Here is a 19,087-nt window from a genome sequence, read left to right as displayed (position 1 = left end):
CCGGCGCGCGCGTATCGGAAAGAAGCAAAAACCATGGGAAAAACTAGGGTAAACCCGCAAAGGTAGACGATGAACATTCTGGGGACACAACTCAACCCGCGTTCCGCGGATTTCCAGGCCAATGCCGCTGCGATGCAGACGGTGGTGGACGACCTGCGTGCGCGCTGTGAACAGGTGGCACTGGGGGGCGGTGAGGCCGCCCGTGCCAAGCATGTGGCACGCGGCAAGCTGCTGCCGCGCGAACGCGTGCAGCGCCTGCTGGATCCGGGTACGCCGTTTCTGGAGCTGGCGCCGCTGGCCGCCCTGAACATGTATGGCAACGATGCACCGGGTGCCGGGCTGATTGCCGGCATCGGCCGCGTCAGCGGCGTGGACTGCATGGTGGTGTGCAACGATGCCACGGTCAAAGGCGGCACCTACTACCCCATCACGGTCAAGAAGCATCTGCGCGCCCAGGAAATTGCCGCGCAGAACCATCTGCCGTGCATCTACCTGGTCGACTCCGGCGGCGCCAACCTGCCGAACCAGGACGATGTGTTTCCGGACCGCGAACACTTCGGCCGCATCTTCTTCAACCAGGCCAATATGAGCGCCCAGGGCATTTCCCAGATTGCCGTGGTCATGGGCAGCTGCACGGCTGGTGGTGCCTATGTGCCGGCCATGAGCGATGAGTCCATCATCGTCAAGAACCAGGGCACGATCTTTCTCGGTGGACCCCCTCTGGTGAAGGCGGCCACCGGCGAGGTGGTCAGCGCCGAAGACCTGGGCGGCGGCGATGTGCACACGCGCCTGTCCGGCGTGGCCGACCATCTGGCGCAGAACGATATGCATGCGCTGGCGCTGGCCCGCCAGGCAGTGGCGAATCTGAACAAGAACAAGGCGTCAGCGCCGGGCGACAGCACGCCGGCAGCGCCGCTGTTTGACGCCCAGGAACTGTACGGCGTGATCCCGGTGGATACGCGCAAGCCATTCGATGTGCGCGAAATCATTGCCCGCATCGTGGACGGCAGCCAGTTCGACGAGTTCAAGGCCCGCTTCGGCAGCACGCTGGTCTGCGGTTTTGCCCGCATTGAAGGCATGCAGGTGGGCATCATCGCCAACAACGGCATTCTGTTCAGCGAGTCGGCCGTCAAAGGCGCGCACTTCATCGAGCTGTGCTGCCAGCGCAAGATTCCGCTGGTGTTTCTGCAGAACATCACCGGCTTCATGGTGGGCCGCAAGTACGAGAACGAAGGCATTGCCCGCCACGGCGCCAAACTGGTCACGGCCGTGGCCACGGCGGCGGTGCCCAAGTTCACCATCATCATCGGCGGCAGCTTTGGCGCCGGCAACTACGGCATGTGCGGCCGCGCCTTTAGCCCGCGTTTCCTGTGGATGTGGCCCAACGCGCGCATCTCGGTGATGGGCGGCGAGCAGGCGGCCAGTGTGCTGGCCACCGTCAAGCGCGACGGCATCGAAGCCAAGGGCGGCAGCTGGAGCGCGCAGGAGGAAGAGGCCTTCAAGTCCCCCATCCGCCAGCAGTACGAAGACCAGGGCCACCCCTACTACGCCACGGCCCGCCTGTGGGACGATGGCGTGATCGACCCGGCAGACACCCGGCGCGTGCTGGCGCTGGGCCTGTCGGCCAGCCGCAATGCACCGATCGAGGACACGCAGTTCGGCGTGTTCCGCATGTGAAAGGGAGGATGCCATGACTCACCGTTATCTGACCCTGACCGTCAACGCCGGCGTGGCCACCGTCACGCTGACGCAGCCGGAGATCCGCAACGCCTTCAGCGACGAAGTGATTGTGGAAATCACCGAGGCCTTCCGTGTGGCGGGCGAGCGCCCGGATGTGCGCGCCATCGTGCTGGCGGCGGAAGGCACGGCGTTCTGTGCCGGTGCCAACCTGAACTGGATGCGCCGCATGGCCGACTACGACCGTGCCGAGAACCTGCAGGATGCGGGCGCATTGGCCGAGATGCTGCGCACCATCTACCACTGCCCCAAACCCACCATCGCCCGCGTGCAGGGCGATGTCTATGCCGGCGGCATGGGCCTGGTGGCGGCCTGCGACATGGCGGTGGCGGCAGAGAACTCCGGCTTCTGCCTGAGCGAGGTGAAGATCGGTCTGGTGCCCGGCACCATCGCCCCCTATGTGCTGCGGGCCATGGGCGCGCGTGCCGGCCACCGCTACTTTCTGACCGGCGAACGCTTTGATGCGGCCGAAGCGCTGCGCATCGGCTTTGTGCACCAGGTGGTGGCGGCCGAGCAACTGGACGATGCCGTGGACAGCCTGCTCAAGGCGCTGCTGGTGGCCGGGCCGGACGCGGTGCGCAGCTGCAAGAAACTGGTGCTGGACGTGGCGGAGCGGGAAATCAACGCCCAGCTGATCGCTTCCACCGTGGAGGTGATTGCCGATATCCGCGCCAGCGAGGAAGGCAAGGAAGGCGTGCAGGCCTTTCTCAGCAAGCGCAAGCCTTCCTGGCTGTCGTGAGAGGTCTCTGACTTCCTGAAAGCGCACGGCCATGACCGAGTACTGGAACGCCTTCCTCCAATGGCTGCACCGTGTGGGCCTGCACCCCGACCGCGAGGCGGTGGAGCAGGCGGCACGCCAGGCGGGCGATGCCATGGCATCGGCCGGCGGCGCGGTGGCGGACACGGCGGGCAAGGCCCTGAGCGGCATGGACATGGCCAGTTTGCTGGCCCTGGCTGCGGCACTGGGCTGGGCCAGCGGCTTCAGGCTCTACATCGTGGTATTCCTGGTGGGGCTGCTGGGCGCCACCGGCCTGGTGGTGCTGCCCGGCGGCCTGCATGTGCTGGAACACCCGGCCCTGCTGTTTGCCAGTGGCGGCATGCTGTGTGTGGAGTTCCTGGCCGACAAGATCCCCGGTGTGGATTCGCTGTGGGACTTGTTGCAGAGCGTGCTGCGCGTGCCCGCCGGGGCGGCCCTGGCTGCAAGCGTGTTCGGTGCCGACAACGCCACCATGGCCACGGTGGCCGCACTGATGGGCGGCACGCTGGCGGCCACCAGCCAGGCCGCCAAGACCAGCACCCGTGCGCTGATCAACACCAGCCCGGAGCCGTTTTCCAATGTGGGTGCCAGCCTGGTGGAGGACACCACGGCCGTCGGCGCCATCTGGCTGGCGCTGTCCCACCCGCTGGTGTTCGGCGTAGTGCTGGTGGTGGTGGTGATCGCCATGTGGGTGGTGACCTGGATGCTGTGGCGCTTTGTGCGCGGGGCGGTCCGCCGCCTGCGTGGCTGGTTCGGTGCCGAGGCAGACGCACTGCCAAAGACCTAGAGATCTAAAGACTTGGCGGCTTGTGCAATTTGAGCGGGCACAAGCGCCTGAGAAGACCCCAAAATCCTGGAGACAATATGTTCACAAAGATCCTGATTGCCAACCGCGGTGAAATTGCCTGCCGCGTGGCGGCCACCGCCCGCCGGATGGGCGTGCGCACCGTGGCCGTGTATTCGGATGCGGACGCGAACGCCAAGCATGTGGCGGCCTGCGACGAGGCCGTGCACATCGGCGGCAGTGCGCCCAAGGACAGCTATCTGCGCTGGGAGCGCATTCTGGAGGCGGCCAGGCAGACAGGGGCCGAGGCCATCCACCCCGGCTATGGCTTCCTCTCGGAGAACGAAGACTTTGCCAATGCCTGCGCGGCCGCTGGCCTGGTCTTCATCGGCCCGCCCGCCAGTGCCATCCGTGCCATGGGCCTGAAGGCCGAGTCCAAGCAGCTGATGGAAAAGGCCCAGGTGCCGCTGGTGCCCGGCTACCATGGCGCCGGGCAGGAACCCGCCATGCTGCACCGGGAGGCGGACCGTATCGGCTACCCGGTGCTGATCAAGGCCAGCGCCGGTGGTGGCGGCAAGGGCATGCGCCTGGTGGAAAAAAGCGAGGACTTTGCTGCTGCGCTGGAGTCGTGCAAGCGCGAAGCCATCAACAGCTTTGGCAACGATGCCGTGCTGATCGAGAAATACGTGCTGCGCCCCCGCCATATCGAGATTCAGGTGTTTGGCGACACGCATGGCAACTGCGTCTACCTGTTCGAGCGCGATTGCTCTGTACAGCGCCGCCACCAGAAGGTACTGGAAGAGGCGCCTGCCCCCGGCATGACCGAGGCGCTGCGCAAGAAGATGGGCGAAGCCGCTGTGGCTGCCGCCAAGGCCGTGAACTATGTGGGTGCGGGCACAGTCGAGTTCATCGTCGAACAGCCCGGCGGCTATGACCAGCCCGATGCCATGCAGTTCTACTTCATGGAAATGAACACCCGCCTGCAGGTGGAGCATCCGGTGACGGAGGCCATCACGGGCGAAGACCTGGTGGCCTGGCAGTTGCTGGTGGCGGCAGGGCAGCCGCTGCCCAAGCCGCAAAGCGCGCTGAAGATCATCGGCCATGCCATCGAGGCACGGATCTGCGCTGAGAACCCCGAAAACAACTTCCTGCCCGCCACCGGCAGCCTGAACGTCTACCGCAAGCCCGATTGCACCAGCTTTGCCATCGGCGATGTGCGCGTGGACGACGGCGTGCGGGAAGGCGATGCCATCAGCCCCTTCTACGACAGCATGATCGCCAAGCTGATCGTGCATGGCGACGACCGTGCCCAGGCGCTGGCACGGCTGGATGCGGCGCTGCAGCAAACGCATATCGTGGGCCTGGCCACCAATGTGCAGTTCCTGCGGCAGGTGGTGAAGAGCACGGCCTTTGCCACGGCCAAGCTGGATACGGCGCTGATCGAGCGGGAGCGTGCCGTGCTGTTCGGTCAGGATGACGTGGGCCGCCAGCTGGCGATTGCCGCTGCCGTGGCCGCCACGCTGGAGCAGGAAAAAGCCACCCAGACGGCCGACCCCTTCAGCCAGCGTGACGGCTGGAGCATGTATGGCCGCTCGCAGCGCTACTTCCAGTTTGCCTACCAGGGCATGGAGCTGGCGGCCACGCTGGCCTACGCCCAAGGCGGCGCCCCGGCGCAGCTGAGCGTGACCGAAGTGGGGGCGCAGGCCGCAGGTGAAGCCCAGACACTGCAATGGCGTGCTGTGGGCACCAGTGGGCTGGATCTGCAGCTGGGTGCGCAGCGCTGCTCCGTGCAGGTCTATGTGCAGGGCGAAGCCGTGACCGTGTTCACCCCGGCCGGCAGTGCCCAGCTGACCGAAGTCGATCTGCTGGCCCATGCCGGCGACAGCGGCGCCGAAGGCGGCCGCCTGACGGCGCCCATGCCCGGCAAGGTGGTGTCGTTTGCGGTACAGGCCGGCGACAGCGTGACCAAGGGCCAGCCGCTGGCGGTAATGGAAGCCATGAAGATGGAGCACACCATTGCGGCACCAGCCGATGGCGTGGTGCAGGAGCTGCTGTACGCACCCGGCGACCAGGTGGCGGAAGGGGCGGAGCTGATCCGCATCACCAGCGCCACTACTGTGGCGGCTTGAATGGCGGAGGGCGCGGCTGGGGCGCACATGGCGAGCGGTGATGGCCGCCATCGAAAAGTGTGCGCCCTGCGCGTCTGCCGAAGGATGGGGGCCGTATCTGTTGGAAACCCAGTCTTCATGAGCCCATGCAGCTCCTTTTTTTGCCAAGGGCTTGCGCTGCCGATGACAGCGCCACCCTGCCAACCCGGTTACGCTTGCGCGCCATGAGAGTCACTTTTTGTTGTACGGGCACCAAGGCCGAACCTTGGCTGGAAGGCTTGCGCGCCGCGCTGCCGGATGCGGACATCAGCGTGTGGGCGCCAGGCGCGCCCCAGGCGGACTATGCCGTGGTGTGGGCGCCGCCCCAGCAGTTCATGGACGAGCAGCCGGGGTTGAAAGCGCTGTTCAACATCGGCGCCGGTGTGGATGCGCTGATGAAGCTGAAGCTGCCGGCCAGCGCCCAGGTGGTGCGCCTGGACGATGCCGGCATGTCGGTGCAGATGGCCGAATATGTGACGCAGGCGGTGATCCGCCATTTCCGCGAGCTCGATGGCTATGAGGCCGATATGCGCGCCGGGAAATGGGCGTTCCGCAAGCCGCGCACGCGCGAGGACTTCACCGCGGGCGTGATGGGCCTGGGCGTGCTGGGCGAACGCGTGGCCAAGGCGCTGACGGTGTTTGATTTTCCGGTGCTGGGCTGGAGCCGCTCGCCCAAGGCGGTGGACGGTGTGCGCACGCTGCACGGCAGCGATGGTTTTGCGGAGTTTCTGTCGCAGACCAAGGTACTGATCAACCTGCTGCCGCTGACACCCGAGACCGAAAACATTCTGAACCGCCAGAATCTGAGCCAGCTGCAAGCCGGCGCCTATGTGGTCAACGTGGCGCGTGGCGGGCATCTGGTGGAGGACGACCTGCTGGCGCTGCTGGCCGAAGGCCAGATCGCCGGGGCCACGCTGGATGTGTTCCGCCAGGAGCCGCTGCCCGCCGGCCACCCGTTCTGGGCCGAACCGCGCATCACCATGACACCCCATACCTCTGCCCGCACGCTGCGCGATGAAAGCATTGCCCAGATCGTCGGCAAGGTGGTGGACCTGAGCCAGGGCAAGCCCGTCAAGGGCATGGTCGACCCGCGGCGCGGGTATTGACCCGATGACCTGACGAGGGGGATGGCGGATTTGGCCGCACAGCAGGCCCGAGTGGGCAACAATGCGGCCCGTTGTGCAGCTGGAATCCTGGAATGAACATGCGTCCCCACGCCACTTTGGCACCCCTGAATGACCGCCGCCCGGCCCCCCGGTGGGGAGGCGGCTTGACGGCCCTGGCCTGGCTGTGGTTGTTTCTGCCTCTGGTGTGGATGTGGCCTTCCTCGCGCACCCTGGGGGATGTGGTGCTGTCGGCCCTGCTGTGGTGCGGTTGCCTGCTGTGGCGCCCCTTGACCCGCGTGGCGGCATGGCTGCTGGTGCTGGTGGGGGCCTGCTATCTGGGTTATTTCTACGCCGTGCGTTCGGCGCCGGACGAGTTCTTCTGGTATTCGGTGCTGGGTGCCTCCACCATGGAAGCCTGGGAGTACGCCAGCTCCTACCGGCTGCAGGATCTGGCGAGCCTGCTGTGCTGGCTGCTTCCCGCAGTGGCTGCTGCCGTGCACCTGTGGCGCCGCGCGCCGCTGTTGACGGGGCGGGTGCTGCGGGGGGTGGGCTGGGTCTGCTGGCTGGTGTGGGGTGTGCTGGCAACCACCGGCGTGGCCAAGGGCTATGGCCTGGAGGGCACGCTGCGCCGTGTGGACCGGGTGTACCCCATGACCCTGGGCGAGTCGTACGCGCGGTATGCCCATGCCGCCGAATCGATCTACCGCATTCCGCCCATGGCGCCTCCCGCTGCACCGCCCATGGCCGATGTGGTGGTGATGGTGATCGGCGAAAGCGCCAGCGCGCAGCGTTGGTCCCTGCTGGGCTACCAGGGCAACGATACCAATGCAGCGTTGCGCCCCTGGCGTGACGGGCTGGTGGCCTTGCCGGTGACGGCCAATGGCAACAACACCGGCAAGACGGTTCCGGTGCTGTTGACGGGGCAGCGCATGGCAGAGATGCCGGAGTCCGGCGTGGTGACCGTGCTGGACCAAGGTCGGGCCGCCGGCTTCCGCGTGGAGACGCTGAGCAACCAGAGTGCGTCGGGCATGTCGCTGAGTTTTGCGCACGCGGCATTCCGCCAGCGTTCCGACCGGTTTGTGAACCTGCAGGATGGCCTGCAGGACGGGGCGTTGACGGAGCTGCTGGCCAGCAGCCTGCAGCAACGGGCGGCGGGGCAACCTGCGCTGATCACGCTGCACATGTATGGCAGTCACCCGCGGGTCAACAAGCGCTATCCGCAGGATTTTGCGCAGTGGGAAGACCCCTACGACAACAGCATCGCCTATTCCAGCAGCCTGCTGGCCGACTGGATTGCCCGGCTGAACGCCCTTGAAGGGGTGCGGGCCGCGCTGGTGTATGTGTCCGACCATGGACAGAATTTCCCGCAATGCGGAGGTTCCTACACCCATGGCAGCACCCGCAGCGCGTACGAAGTCCCGTTGCTGGTATGGGGGAATGCCGCCCTGCGCCAGCAGCAGCCGCAGTGGTGGGGACAATTGCAGAAAGTGGCCGCTCACGCCGTGGCCCCCGATGGCAGTCTGCGCCAAACCAATCTGCTCTATACCGGCGTGGTCCAGGATCTGCTGGGCTACCAGGTGCATGCGGTGGACAAGGGCGCGGCCAGCCATGTCAGTCCGTCGGGTGACGGACCCTATCCGCCCACGGCAGAGCACAACGGTTGCGATGACTGGTTTGCGCAGGTGGCGCAGCAGCATCCCGCTGCCACGCCTTAGGCCTTGCAGCGGATACCGCCACGATGACCCGCTACCCGCTACCCGCTTGCGCACCGCCCGACGATGTGAATCTGAACAGGAGACAGCCATGACAAGTTATCCCCAACGCGTGAAATTGGTCGACGTCGGCCCCCGCGACGGTCTGCAGAACGAGAAGCAGCCGGTGCCGGCAGCCGTCAAGGTGGAACTGGTGCACCGTCTGCAGAATGCAGGCCTGACCGAGATCGAGGTCACCAGCTTTGTGTCGCCCAAATGGGTGCCGCAGATGGCGGACAACGCCGAGGTGATGGCCGCCATCGCGCGCAAGCCGGGTGTGCGCTATTCGGTGCTGACGCCCAACCTGAAAGGCTACGAAGCAGCGGTGCTGTCCCGGCCCGACGAGATCGTGGTGTTTGGCGCGGCCAGCGAGGCGTTCAGCCAGAAGAACATCAATTGCTCCATTGCCGAGAGCATCGAGCGCTTTGCGCCCGTGGTGGAAGCGGCCCGTGCCGCCGGTATCTACGTGCGCGGTGCGATGAGCTGCACCGTGGGCTGCCCCTATGAGGGCGAGGTGGCGCCGGAGCGCGTGGCCTATCTGGCCAGGCTGATGAAGGGCATCGGCGTGCAGCACATCGGCGTGGCCGACACGATTGGCGTGGGCACGCCGGTCAAGGTACGCAAGGCCATCGAAGCCACGCTGCAGCATTTCGACATCAACGATGTGTCGGGCCATTTCCACGATACCTACGGCCAGGCGCTGTCCAACACGCTGGCCGCACTGGCCATGGGCGTGTGGCAGTACGACACCTCGGTGGCCGGTCTGGGCGGCTGCCCCTACGCCAAGGGGGCGACGGGCAATGTGGCGACCGAAGACGTGGTCTACATGCTGCACGGCATGGGCATCGACACCGGCATCGATCTGGACCAGCTGATCGATGCCGGAGCGTTCATCAGCGAGCACCTGGGTCGCCCCACGCAGTCGCGGGTGGCCAAGGCCGTGCTGGCCAAGCGCGCGAGCAGCGCAGTCTGCGAGGCCGTGTGATGTGCGGATCGGAATTGCACCAGTTGCCCGAGGGCGTGCAGCGCGTGGCGCGCTATCTGCAGGAGGCCGGTCATGCCCATGGGCCGCAGATGCTGGATGGCGCGGCCCGAACCTCGCAGGAAGCAGCGGACCAGCTGGACATTGCCGTGGGACAGGTGGCCAAGAGCGTGGTCTTCAAGCGCAAGGAAGATGGTGCCCATGTGCTGGTGGTGGCGGCCGGCGACCGCCGCGTGGACGAGAAGAAGCTGGCGGCCCTGGTGGGCAAGGTGGGGCGCGCCGATGCCGACTATGTGAAGGCGCGCACCGGCTTTGCCATTGGCGGCGTGAGCCCGGTGGCGCACCTGCAGCCGCCGGTGACGGTGATCGACGCCAGCCTGGCGCGCTTTGAGGTGTTGTGGGCGGCGGCCGGTCATCCGCATGCGGTGTTTCCGCTGGATATGGCGGCGCTGCAGCAGCTGACCGGTGCGCCGGTGGTGGATGTGGTGGAGTTGCCGGCCGGGGAGGTCGCATGAGCTGTCCTTTGCCACCCGATGCCTTGCTGGACAAGGCCCGCACCGTGCTGGGTCAGGGCCTGCTGGACGCCCATGCCGTGGAGGCACCGCCTTCGCCCTGCATCTCGGTCTGCCGCATGGATGACGACCGCAGCCACTGCGTCGGCTGCCTGCGCACCTTGGATGAATTGCGCCAGTGGGGCAAGTCGGATGCCGCCACGCAGCGCCAGATTTGGGGCGCCGTGCTGCAGCGTTGCGGCATGGCGCAGCCCACGTTGTGAGTCGGATAACGCCCTAGCGGCACAGGGAGGCGCAGATGCGCGAGATCACGTTCTATCTGGATTTTGTGTCGCCCTATGCCTGGCTGGCGTTCGCCCAGTTGCCTGCGCAGCTGGAGGGCATCAGCTGCCATGTGCGCTACCGTCCGGTGTTGCTGGGCGCGTTGTTGAAGCAGCACGCCAACCCCGGGCCTGCCGGTATTCCTCCGAAGCGGGCATGGACCTACCGCCATGCCGAGTGGCTGGGACATGCGCAAGGCACGACGCTGCAGATGCCGCAGCGCCACCCTTTCAACCCGCTGCCCCTGCTGCGTCTGGCGCTGGAGTGCAGCGAGGACGGCTGCATCAACCGCTTCACGGCGGACGCATTGTTCCGCCATGTGTGGGAAGGCGGGGGCGACGTACTGGGGGCGGAGCGCATCGCCGCCTTGCGTGAGCGCCTGGCGGCGCAGCTGCGCACCGATGCGCAGGCCGCAGAGCGCGCCAAGGGCCTGCTGCGCACCAATACCGAAGAGGCCGCAGCCGCGGGCGTGTTCGGCGTTCCCACAGTGAGCGTGGACGGCCGCACCTTCTTCGGGGTGGATGGCCTGCCCATGCTGCGGGACTATCTGCAGGGCGGAGGCTGGTTCACCCAAGGCCGCTGGGAGGCGGCTGCAAGCGTGGAGCAAGGCTTGCAGGCTTGAATGCCTGCGCTATGCCCAATGCCTTCAATTTCGCCGTTTCCCCGTTCGATTGTCTGACGCCTGACGAGCAGGCCCTGGTCCGCAGCGGCGTCGACATCGCCTACTTTCCCGAGGGTGCTGTGGTGCTGGACCGGGGCATGGCGCCGACCCACCTGTTTGTCATCATCAAAGGCCATGTGGAGCAGACCGAGGGCGAGCAGTTGCTGGCCTCCTACGGGCCCGAAGACTGCTTCGATGGCCGGGCCCTCGTGGCGGGGCGTGCCAGCAGCCGTTTTGTGGTGGTCGAAGAGCTGGTGGCCTACCAGCTGGCGCATGAGACCGTCAACGAGCTGATTGCGCGCAACACGGCGTTCGGTGCGCTGCTGTTTGCCGATCTAGGCCACAAGCTGGGGACCCTGGCTCAGCGCGCCGACCAGCATGAGCGGCAGTCCCTGACCCTGATGCGGGTGGAGCAGGCCTTTGTGCGCCCCGCCCATGTGGTGGATGCGGCCACCGACATCGTCAGCGTGACCCGGCTGTTCCAGGAACAGCGCACCACCAGCGTGCTGGTGTCCGGGCTACCGCAGGGCATCGGCATTTTTTCCAATACCACCTTGCAGCGCGCCATCCTCGACGGGCGCCCCCTGGCGCAGCTGGCGGTGGGCGAGTTCGCCAGCAGTCCGGTGATCAGCGTACGGGCCAGCGACCAGTTGGGGGATGCCATGGCACTGCTGCTGCGCGCCCGCGTGCACCGGCTGGCGGTGCTGGACGGGGACGGCCAGGTGTGCGGGATGCTGGAGGCGCTGGACCTGTTCAGCTTTCTGGCCAACCATTCCCACCTGATCCTGGTGCAGATCGAGCAGGCCGGCGACCTGCAGGCGCTGGAGCAACCGGCCGCACAGATCACCCAACTGCTGTCGGCACTGCACCGCGGCGGCACACGCATCGCGCTGATGGCACAACTGGTGCAGCAGCTCAATGCCCGGCTGTTCGAGCGCGCCTGGCAGATGCTGGCACCGGCCGATCTGGTGGCCAACAGCTGCCTGTTCGTGATGGGCAGTGAAGGGCGCGGCGAGCAGTTGCTCAAGACCGACCAGGACAACGGGCTGTTGCTGCGCGATGGATACACGCCACCGGCCGATCTGGACGCCATCTGCCATGCCTTTTCGGCGGTGCTGCAGCGTTTCGGCTACCCGGAATGCCCCGGGCACATCATGCTGAACAATCCGGAATGGCGCGGCAGCGTCAGCGACTTTGGCCAGCGTGCCAGGGAATGGCTGCTGATGCCCAGTGCCGACAGCCTGATGCGGCTGGCCATTTTTCTGGACGCCCATGCCGTGGCCGGTGATGCCGCGCTGCTGGCCGGGGTGCGCCAGCAGTTGCAGAGTCTGGCCACGGACAACGATGCCCTGATTGCCCGCTTTGCGTCGGTGATCGACAGCTTCGGCGAATCCGGCGGCTGGTGGAACCGCTTGCTGGGCCGCAGCGATGCATTCAGCAGCGTGCATCTGAAGAAAGCAGGCATCTTTCCGCTGGTCCATGGCGTGCGCAGTCTGGCGCTGGTGCGGCATGTGGACACCACCAGCACGGTGGACCGCATCGAAGCGCTGGTCGCCGATGGCACCCTGGATGCCCCGCTGGGGCGAGAGATGCGAGAGTCCTTGCACCTGCTGATGGGCTTGCGGCTGCAGGCGGGCCTGTCCGAGATCGAGCGCCACCGGCCGGTGACGGGGGAGGTGGACCCTTCCACCCTCAGCAGCCTGGAGCGGGATCTGCTCAAGGATGCCCTGGCGGTGGTGCGGCGTTTTCGCACGCTGCTGCAACAGCGTTTGCGTCTGGATGCGCTGTGAGTACGCGTCCGTACCCGTGGCACCCGCTGCGCCACTGGCTGGAGGGCTGGCGCCGCCAGCGGCTGCTGCGCCAGCTGGCCGATCCGGCCCTGGCCTTTGTGCTGGACCCGGCGCCGCCGGACGAGTGGGTGTCGCTGGACTGCGAGACCACCGGGCTGGATGTGCGCCGGGACCACATTGTGTCCATCGGTGCCGTGCGCATCCAGGGGCAGCGCATTCTGACCAGCCAGCGGCTGGAGCTGCTGGTGCGCCCGCCCCATGGTGTCAGCGCCGACAGCGTGCGCATCCACCAGCTGCGTGCGCGGGATCTGGCCCAGGGCCTGCCCGTTCAGGATGCGGTGCTGCAGCTGCTGCATTTCATCGGCAGCCGGCCCTTGGTGGGCTACTACCTAGAGTTCGATCTGGCGATGATCAACCGGGTGCTGCGGCCCTTGCTGGGTATTGCGCTGCCGCAGCCACGGAACGAAGTGTCCGCGCTCTACTACGACCACAAATTCCGGCAGCTGCCACCCCACCGACAGCAGTCGCCGGAGATTGATCTGCGCTTTGACACGCTGATGCGAGACCTCGGCCTGCCGCAAAGCCGCGCGCACGATGCCGTCAACGATGCGGTGATGGCCGCACTGGCCTTCATCAAACTGCGCCAGCTGCAGGGCGCGCGGTGACAGTGGTGCGGTGACAAGCGCCGTGGACCGCAAGGTCACGCGGGGCCACAGGCCATGGGCATGAAAAAAGCCGGGTTCTCGAACCCGGCTTTTGCATGACGCCAGCGCGGCAGCCGCCGCGCTGCGAGGGGCTTAGTGGCCCGATGCGCCCGATGCGCCGAACCCGGTTTCCGAACGCACTTGCTGAGCTTCGAAAGCCGCACGTTCCTTGTCCGCCTGGCCGCTCTTGTCGAGCACCGAGAACAGCCATACGCCCACGAAACCGATGGTCATCGAGAACAGGGCGGGCGAGGTGTAGGGGAACCAGGCCGAGCCGGGAGGGTTGCCGAACGTGGCTTCCCAGACCGAGGGCGACACGATGGTCAGGCCCACGGAGGAGACCAGACCCAGGAAGCCGCCAATGACGGCGCCCTTGGTGGTGCAGCCCTTCCACAGCACCGACAGCAGCAGCACGGGGAAGTTGGCCGATGCGGCGATCGCGAAGGCCAGGGCCACCATGAAGGCGACGTTCTGCTTCTCGAACACAATGCCCAGCAGCACCGCGATGACGCCCAGTGTCAGCGTCGTCAGGCGGGAAACGCGCAGTTCCGACGCGCTGTCGGCCTTGCCGTTCTTGAACACGGTGGCGTACAGGTCGTGCGACACGGCAGAAGCGCCCGACAGCGTCAGACCCGCCACCACGGCCAGGATGGTGGCAAAGGCCACGGCAGAGATGAAGCCGTAGAACACATCGCCGCCCACGCTCTTGGCCACCAGCACGGCCGCCATATTGGCCGTGCCAGCGCCGCCCTTGATGACGCCCTTGACGGTGTCCGCCATTTCGGGGTTGGTCAGCACCATGGTGATGGCGCCAAAGCCGATGATGAAGATCAGGATGTAGAAGTAGCCGATCCACACCGTGGCCCAGCCCACGGACTTGCGTGCTTCCTTGGCGTCCGGCACCGTGAAGAAGCGCATCAGGATGTGGGGCAGGCCGAGCGTGCCGAACATCAGCGCCATGCCGAAGCTGATGGCCGAGATGGGGTCCTTGATGAAGCCGCCGGGGCCCATGATAGACAGGCCCAGCTTGGCCGCCACATCGGGCTCCTTGCCGCCGGCTTCTGCGATCGCGGTCTTCACCTTCACGCCTTCGGCGAACAGCGTTTCAAAGCTGAAGCCGTACTTGGACATGATCATGAAGCCCATGAAGGTCACGCCGGCCAGCAGCATGCAGGCCTTGATGATCTGCACCCAGGTGGTGGCGGTCATGCCGCCAAACAGCACATAGACCATCATCAGCACACCCACCAGCACCACGGCGATCCAGTAGTCCAGGCCGAACAGCAGCTTGATCAGCTGGCCCGCACCCACCATCTGGGCGATCAGGTAGAAAGCCACCACCACCAGGGTGCCGCTGGCGGCGAACATGCGGAAAGGACCTTGGGCAAAACGGTAGCCGGCCACGTCGGCAAAGGTGAACTTGCCCAGGTTGCGCAGGCGTTCGGCCAGCAGGAAGGTCAGAATGGGCCAGCCCACTAGGAAACCGATGGAGTAGATCAGGCCGTCGTAGCCGCTGATCATGACCTGGGCGGAAATGCCCAGGAACGATGCGGCAGACATGTAGTCCCCCGCAATCGCCAGGCCGTTCTGAAAGCCGGTGATGCCGCCGCCAGCGGTGTAGAAATCGGCGGCAGAGCGGGTCTTGGAGGCAGCCCACTTGGTGATCCACAGGGTGCCGGCCACAAAGGCCACAAAAAGAATGATGGCGGTCCAGTTGGTGGCTTGCTTGGCGGTGTCGCCAATGTCGCCACCGGCGGCCAGGGCAGAGCCCGTCGCCGAGAGCATGAGAGAGGTCGCCAGCGTGGTTGCCAGCGTGCGTTGCATGGAGCTCTTCATTTTGACTGGGCGTCCTTCAGGATTTGCTGGGTCAGCTGGTCGAACTCGTTGTTCGCGCGGCGGATATAGAACAGCGTGATGGCCACGGTGAACACGATCACGAACAGGGCAATGGGTATGCCCAGGGTGGTCACGCCGGAGCTGCTCAGTGGCTGGGCCAGAAATTCCTTGTCGAATGCAATCAGCGCCACATAGCCGTAATAGACGAGCAGCATCAGCACAGTCAGCACCAACCCCAGGCGATTGCGCTTGCTGCGCAACTCCAGATATTTCGGGTTGCGCTGGATTTTGGTGACCACGGTATCGGTCATGAGTTATGTCTCCTGCGGTTTGTTTCTGTGCCGCAATAGGCATAAATGCTCACTGCGACACCGCAGGCGATTCTGGGTAGAAGTACTGACCTTGCACTTACGGCAGTGCAACATAAGCCGCAGGGTTTGCCCTTGGATTTTCACATCAAGAAAACAAGCCCTAGGGTTGCCACCGAAGCTGTAAGAACCGGTTCAGTTCGGCGTCAATCTCTGTAAGAATCACGTCAGAGCGGTGTCAATCTGCTGATGGATAGTGAATTTACGTGCCTGTCGCCAAGGCTCGTTACATATTCATACATCAGGAGACAAACATGGCCATTAACGCAGCAAAGGGCGTCGGCGCGCAGGGGGCGGGCACAGCCCGGCCCATGACGCCCGAAGAGCGCAAAGTGATTTTCGCGTCTTCACTCGGAACCGTTTTCGAGTGGTACGACTTCTACCTGTACGGTTCGCTGGCGGCCATCATTGCCAAGCAGTTCTTCAGCGGGCTGGATGCCGGATCGGCCTTCATCTTTGCGCTGCTGGCCTTTGCTGCCGGCTTCATCGTGCGCCCCTTCGGCGCGCTGGTGTTCGGCCGCCTGGGCGACATGATCGGTCGCAAGTACACCTTCCTGGTGACCATCCTGATCATGGGTGTGTCCACCTTCATCGTGGGTATCCTGCCCAACTATGCTGCCATCGGCGTGGCGGCACCGGTCATCCTGATCGTGCTGCGCATGCTGCAAGGTCTGGCACTGGGCGGTGAGTACGGCGGTGCGGCCACGTATGTGGCCGAGCATGCACCGCACGGCAAGCGCGGCGCCTATACCGCCTGGATCCAGACCACCGCCACGATCGGTCTGTTCCTGTCGCTGATCGTGATCCTGGGGGTGCGCACCACCGTGGGTGAAGAAGCCTTCCAAGACTGGGGCTGGCGCATTCCGTTCCTGGTGTCGCTGGTGCTGCTGGGCATTTCGGTGTGGATCCGTATGCAGCTGTCCGAGTCGCCCGCCTTCCAGAAGATGAAGGCCGAAGGCAAGGTCTCCAAGGCACCGCTGTCGGAAGCCTTTGGCCAATGGAAGAACCTGAAGGTCGTGATCTTGGCCCTGGTGGGCCTGACCGCCGGACAGGCCGTGGTGTGGTACACCGGCCAGTTCTATGCCCTGTTCTTCCTGACGCAGCAGCTGAAGGTCGATGCCGTGACGGCCAACCTGATGATCGCTGCCGCGCTGCTGCTGGGCACGCCTTTCTTTGTGGTCTTCGGCACGCTGTCGGACAAGATCGGCCGCAAGCCCATCATCATGATGGGTTGCGTGCTGGCCGTGGTGACCTACTTCCCGGCCTTCAAGATGCTCACCGAAGCCGCCAACCCTGCGCTGGCCGCCGCGCAGGCCGCCAACAAGGTGGTGATCGTGGCAGACCCGGCCGAGTGCTCGTTCCAGTTCAACCCCACCGGCACGACCAAGTTCACCAGCTCCTGCGACGTGGCCAAGCAAGCGCTGTCCAATCGCTCGGTGAGCTATGAAAGCGAAGTCGCTCCGGCTGGTACGCCGGCCGTGATCAAGATCGGCAGCCACACCATCCCCAGCTACTCGCTCAAGGGCCTGAGCCCCGACGAGCTGAAGGCCAAGGGTGCCGAGTTCAACAAGGCTGTGAGCGAAACACTGAAGAACGACGGCTATCCCGAGAAGGCTGATCCCGCCAAGATGAACAAGGTCATGATGGTCGTCATCCTGTTCTATCTGGTGCTGCTGGTGACCATGGTCTATGGCCCCATCGCTGCCATCCTGGTGGAGATGTTCCCCACCCGCATCCGCTACACCTCGATGAGCCTGCCCTACCACATCGGCAATGGCTGGTTCGGCGGCCTGCTGCCCACCATGTCCTTCGCCATCGTGGCGCAGACCGGCAATATGTACAACGGCCTGTGGTACCCCATCATCATTGCCGGTGCGACGGCCGTGATCGGTACCCTGTTCCTGCGTGAAACCAAGGACGTGGACATCTACGCCGAAGATTGAAAACGCACCATTTGGGCGCAAGCCTGGATGAATCTGCACCCCGATGGCGCAAGCCGTCGGGGTTTGCTTTTTGCGGCTGGTGCATGGTGGTGCGCGGTGTTGTTGCAAAACATCAGATGCCGCTTTTGCGCCCAGCTGGCAAGGGTTTTGGGCGACATGCCACCTACAATTTGTCTACCTAGCAGCCGTCAGAAGCAAGGCATAACGCCTCAAGCCTTCGGCCCCGCTGGCACCAACGAACTGAAACCATCCACAAGGAAATCCAATGAAGATCCAACGTCTGATGCTGGCCGTTCTGGCCGTGTGCGGTACCTCGGCTGCTCTGGCTCAAAGCAGCGTGTCCATCTATGGTCGTTTGAACACCTCGATCGAACGTCAAAAGATCGGTGATCAAAGCACCACCGGCATGTTCAACAACGCTTCGCGTATCGGTTTCAAGGGCGTGGAAGATCTGGGCGGCGGCCTGAAGGCGGGTTTCCAGCTGGAAGCCGGTTTTGGCTCGGATGATGGCTCCGGCCCCCTGAACTTCAAGCGCCAAAGCGAACTGAACCTGTCGGGCAACTTCGGTATGCTGCGCCTGGGTCGCTGGACTGCAGAGTCCTACTACGCTGTGGCTGACTACGGTGTGCTGGATGAGCCCAACCACGACACCGGCTTCTTCTCGGACCAGCTGTACAGCTATCTGATGCGTGATGACAACAAGATTGCATACCGCACACCCGTGCTGGGTGGCTTCACCCTGGAAGGTGCAATGTCCTTCCACGAAAAGGCGGATGGCATCAATGCCACCGGCCCTTACGCCAACAAGAACGCTTATGACGTTGCTGCCAATTGGGAAAGCGGTCCGCTGGCTTTGGGTGCTGGCTACACCAAGTTGGGCGATGCCAAGCAGTATGGTCTGCGTGCCCACTACACGATCGGCGACTTCCAAATCGGCGGCTACTACCAGCGCTCGGACAATGTCGGCTTTGATATCAGCCCCACTGGCACTGGCGGCTTTGGTGCACTCGGCGATTTCGGCAAGCGCAATCTGTTCCGCCTGACCGGTGGCTACACCTTCGGTGCTTCGCAAATTGCCGTGGGCTACGGCCACGCCGGCAACATCGGCGGTCGTGATGACACCGGTGCCAGCCAATTCATCCTGGGCTACAACTACAACCTGAGCAAGCGCACCAAGGTGTACGCTGCCTACACCAAGATCAACAACAAGGACAACGCCACCTACGGTGGTGTGGGCACGGCTGGGGCTGGCAAGAATGCCTCCAGCTTCGGCGTCGGCGTCCGCCACAACTTCTAATCACCGGGCAGCGTAAGCTGCTTGCAATCCAAGGCTGTTTCAATCGGCCTTGGTCTGCTTCAAGGTGCAGGCCCTGCGTTGGCAACAACGCAGGGCCTTTTTCTTGGTCCAGAGCCCGCCGGCCATTGCGCCATTGTTGGTACACAAGATGATTGGAGACAAAGCATGTGGAAGATTGTTGTGGGTTTTGTGGTGTTTGCCGCAGTGAGCCTGTTCGTGATCATGAAGGCCGGTGACAAGGTGGATATGAGCGGTGAAAAGCACGGCGCCGATGCCGTGCATGTGCCGGAGCCCGCCCCTGCAGCGTCTGCCGCTCCGGCCGCAGAAGCGCCTGCCGCCGCACCGGCTGCCGAGGCACCCGCTGCACCAGCCGCAGCCAAGTAAGGCCCAC

The 19,087-nt window shown here is 64.7% G+C and carries 17 protein-coding genes; 15 read left to right on the top strand and 2 right to left on the bottom strand.

Annotation, left to right across the window (positions count from 1 at the left end; all coding sequences use genetic code 11):
- Positions 1-69 precede the first annotated feature (69 nt).
- From B3349_RS07895 to B3349_RS07840, 12 genes are all read left to right on the top strand, one after another.
- Positions 70-1,677, top strand: coding sequence for a carboxyl transferase domain-containing protein (locus tag B3349_RS07895; protein ID WP_291587860.1), 1,608 nt, complete (start codon positions 70-72; stop codon positions 1,675-1,677).
- A gap of 13 nt (positions 1,678-1,690) precedes the next feature.
- A complete protein-coding gene (locus B3349_RS07890) occupies positions 1,691-2,476 on the top strand; it encodes an enoyl-CoA hydratase/isomerase family protein (RefSeq protein WP_291587858.1) in 786 nt (261 codons plus the stop codon).
- A gap of 31 nt (positions 2,477-2,507) precedes the next feature.
- The gene (locus B3349_RS07885) at positions 2,508-3,281 is read left to right on the top strand and encodes a DUF4126 domain-containing protein (protein ID WP_291587856.1); all 774 of its coding nucleotides are present in this window, start codon (positions 2,508-2,510) and stop codon (positions 3,279-3,281) included.
- Positions 3,282-3,358: 77 nt separating this feature from the next.
- Complete coding sequence (locus B3349_RS07880; RefSeq protein ID WP_291587854.1) at positions 3,359-5,407, top strand: acetyl-CoA carboxylase biotin carboxylase subunit; 2,049 nt, start codon at positions 3,359-3,361, stop codon at positions 5,405-5,407.
- Positions 5,408-5,610: 203 nt separating this feature from the next.
- Complete coding sequence (locus B3349_RS07875) at positions 5,611-6,531, top strand: 2-hydroxyacid dehydrogenase (protein ID WP_291587852.1); 921 nt, start codon at positions 5,611-5,613, stop codon at positions 6,529-6,531.
- 92 nt (positions 6,532-6,623) lie between these two features.
- Positions 6,624-8,246, top strand: a complete 1,623-nt coding sequence (locus B3349_RS07870) for a sulfatase-like hydrolase/transferase (protein WP_291587850.1) — start codon at positions 6,624-6,626, stop codon at positions 8,244-8,246.
- An 88-nt stretch (positions 8,247-8,334) separates the two neighbouring features.
- The gene (locus B3349_RS07865) at positions 8,335-9,267 is read left to right on the top strand and encodes a hydroxymethylglutaryl-CoA lyase (protein ID WP_291587848.1); all 933 of its coding nucleotides are present in this window, start codon (positions 8,335-8,337) and stop codon (positions 9,265-9,267) included.
- Entirely contained in the window at positions 9,267-9,779 is a 513-nt protein-coding gene (locus B3349_RS07860; protein WP_291587847.1) for a YbaK/EbsC family protein, read from the top strand. Before B3349_RS07865 ends, B3349_RS07860 begins: the two co-directional genes overlap by 1 nt.
- Positions 9,776-10,039 (top strand): DUF1289 domain-containing protein, encoded by a 264-nt coding sequence (locus B3349_RS07855; protein ID WP_083520567.1) that lies wholly within the window; start codon positions 9,776-9,778, stop codon positions 10,037-10,039. The genes B3349_RS07860 and B3349_RS07855 overlap by 4 nt, the downstream gene beginning before the upstream one ends.
- A gap of 35 nt (positions 10,040-10,074) precedes the next feature.
- Positions 10,075-10,719 (top strand): 2-hydroxychromene-2-carboxylate isomerase, encoded by a 645-nt coding sequence (locus B3349_RS07850; protein ID WP_291587846.1) that lies wholly within the window; start codon positions 10,075-10,077, stop codon positions 10,717-10,719.
- Between the two features lie 11 nt (positions 10,720-10,730).
- The gene (locus B3349_RS07845) at positions 10,731-12,548 is read left to right on the top strand and encodes a DUF294 nucleotidyltransferase-like domain-containing protein (RefSeq protein ID WP_291587845.1); all 1,818 of its coding nucleotides are present in this window, start codon (positions 10,731-10,733) and stop codon (positions 12,546-12,548) included.
- Positions 12,545-13,213: a 3'-5' exonuclease gene (locus tag B3349_RS07840; protein WP_414646860.1), complete on the top strand. Its 669-nt coding sequence runs from the start codon at positions 12,545-12,547 to the stop codon at positions 13,211-13,213. The genes B3349_RS07845 and B3349_RS07840 overlap by 4 nt, the downstream gene beginning before the upstream one ends.
- Positions 13,214-13,345: 132 nt before the next feature.
- Here the strand turns inward: B3349_RS07840 and B3349_RS07835 are convergent, their stop codons facing one another.
- Both B3349_RS07835 and B3349_RS07830 read right to left on the bottom strand, forming a co-directional pair.
- A complete protein-coding gene (locus tag B3349_RS07835; protein ID WP_291587843.1) occupies positions 13,346-15,088 on the bottom strand; it encodes a cation acetate symporter in 1,743 nt (580 codons plus the stop codon).
- Positions 15,085-15,399: a DUF485 domain-containing protein gene (locus tag B3349_RS07830; protein WP_066539987.1), complete on the bottom strand. Its 315-nt coding sequence runs from the start codon at positions 15,397-15,399 to the stop codon at positions 15,085-15,087. The genes B3349_RS07835 and B3349_RS07830 overlap by 4 nt, the downstream gene beginning before the upstream one ends.
- Positions 15,400-15,710: 311 nt before the next feature.
- Between B3349_RS07830 and B3349_RS07825 the strand changes: the two genes are divergently transcribed.
- From B3349_RS07825 to B3349_RS07815, 3 genes are all read left to right on the top strand, one after another.
- Positions 15,711-17,399: an MFS transporter gene (locus tag B3349_RS07825; protein ID WP_291587841.1), complete on the top strand. Its 1,689-nt coding sequence runs from the start codon at positions 15,711-15,713 to the stop codon at positions 17,397-17,399.
- 265 nt (positions 17,400-17,664) lie between these two features.
- Complete coding sequence (locus tag B3349_RS07820; RefSeq protein WP_218333112.1) at positions 17,665-18,696, top strand: porin; 1,032 nt, start codon at positions 17,665-17,667, stop codon at positions 18,694-18,696.
- A 165-nt stretch (positions 18,697-18,861) separates the two neighbouring features.
- Positions 18,862-19,080 (top strand): hypothetical protein, encoded by a 219-nt coding sequence (locus B3349_RS07815; RefSeq protein ID WP_291587840.1) that lies wholly within the window; start codon positions 18,862-18,864, stop codon positions 19,078-19,080.
- The last annotated feature ends 7 nt before the right edge of the window (positions 19,081-19,087 follow it).

This window comes from Comamonas sp. UBA7528, assembly GCF_002479375.1.
Lineage (GTDB): Bacteria > Pseudomonadota > Gammaproteobacteria > Burkholderiales > Burkholderiaceae_C > Comamonas.
The sequence above is the reverse complement of the archived record's forward strand: the minus strand, read 5'-3'. Positions and strand labels throughout refer to the sequence as shown.

What these genes read in the sequence shown, in the direction of transcription:
- B3349_RS07895 (WP_291587860.1), top strand. Translation starts at nt 70, where the DNA reads ATGAACATTCTGGGGACACAACTCAACCCGCGTTCCGCGGATTTCCAG.
- B3349_RS07890 (WP_291587858.1), top strand. Translation starts at nt 1,691, where the DNA reads ATGACTCACCGTTATCTGACCCTGACCGTCAACGCCGGCGTGGCCACC.
- B3349_RS07885 (WP_291587856.1), top strand. Translation starts at nt 2,508, where the DNA reads ATGACCGAGTACTGGAACGCCTTCCTCCAATGGCTGCACCGTGTGGGC.
- B3349_RS07880 (WP_291587854.1), top strand. Translation starts at nt 3,359, where the DNA reads ATGTTCACAAAGATCCTGATTGCCAACCGCGGTGAAATTGCCTGCCGC.
- B3349_RS07875 (WP_291587852.1), top strand. Translation starts at nt 5,611, where the DNA reads ATGAGAGTCACTTTTTGTTGTACGGGCACCAAGGCCGAACCTTGGCTG.
- B3349_RS07870 (WP_291587850.1), top strand. Translation starts at nt 6,624, where the DNA reads ATGAACATGCGTCCCCACGCCACTTTGGCACCCCTGAATGACCGCCGC.
- B3349_RS07865 (WP_291587848.1), top strand. Translation starts at nt 8,335, where the DNA reads ATGACAAGTTATCCCCAACGCGTGAAATTGGTCGACGTCGGCCCCCGC.
- B3349_RS07860 (WP_291587847.1), top strand. Translation starts at nt 9,267, where the DNA reads ATGTGCGGATCGGAATTGCACCAGTTGCCCGAGGGCGTGCAGCGCGTG.
- B3349_RS07855 (WP_083520567.1), top strand. Translation starts at nt 9,776, where the DNA reads ATGAGCTGTCCTTTGCCACCCGATGCCTTGCTGGACAAGGCCCGCACC.
- B3349_RS07850 (WP_291587846.1), top strand. Translation starts at nt 10,075, where the DNA reads ATGCGCGAGATCACGTTCTATCTGGATTTTGTGTCGCCCTATGCCTGG.
- B3349_RS07845 (WP_291587845.1), top strand. Translation starts at nt 10,731, where the DNA reads ATGCCCAATGCCTTCAATTTCGCCGTTTCCCCGTTCGATTGTCTGACG.
- B3349_RS07835 (WP_291587843.1), bottom strand. Translation starts at nt 15,088, where the DNA reads ATGAAGAGCTCCATGCAACGCACGCTGGCAACCACGCTGGCGACCTCT.
- B3349_RS07830 (WP_066539987.1), bottom strand. Translation starts at nt 15,399, where the DNA reads ATGACCGATACCGTGGTCACCAAAATCCAGCGCAACCCGAAATATCTG.
- B3349_RS07825 (WP_291587841.1), top strand. Translation starts at nt 15,711, where the DNA reads ATGGCCATTAACGCAGCAAAGGGCGTCGGCGCGCAGGGGGCGGGCACA.
- B3349_RS07820 (WP_218333112.1), top strand. Translation starts at nt 17,665, where the DNA reads ATGAAGATCCAACGTCTGATGCTGGCCGTTCTGGCCGTGTGCGGTACC.
- B3349_RS07815 (WP_291587840.1), top strand. Translation starts at nt 18,862, where the DNA reads ATGTGGAAGATTGTTGTGGGTTTTGTGGTGTTTGCCGCAGTGAGCCTG.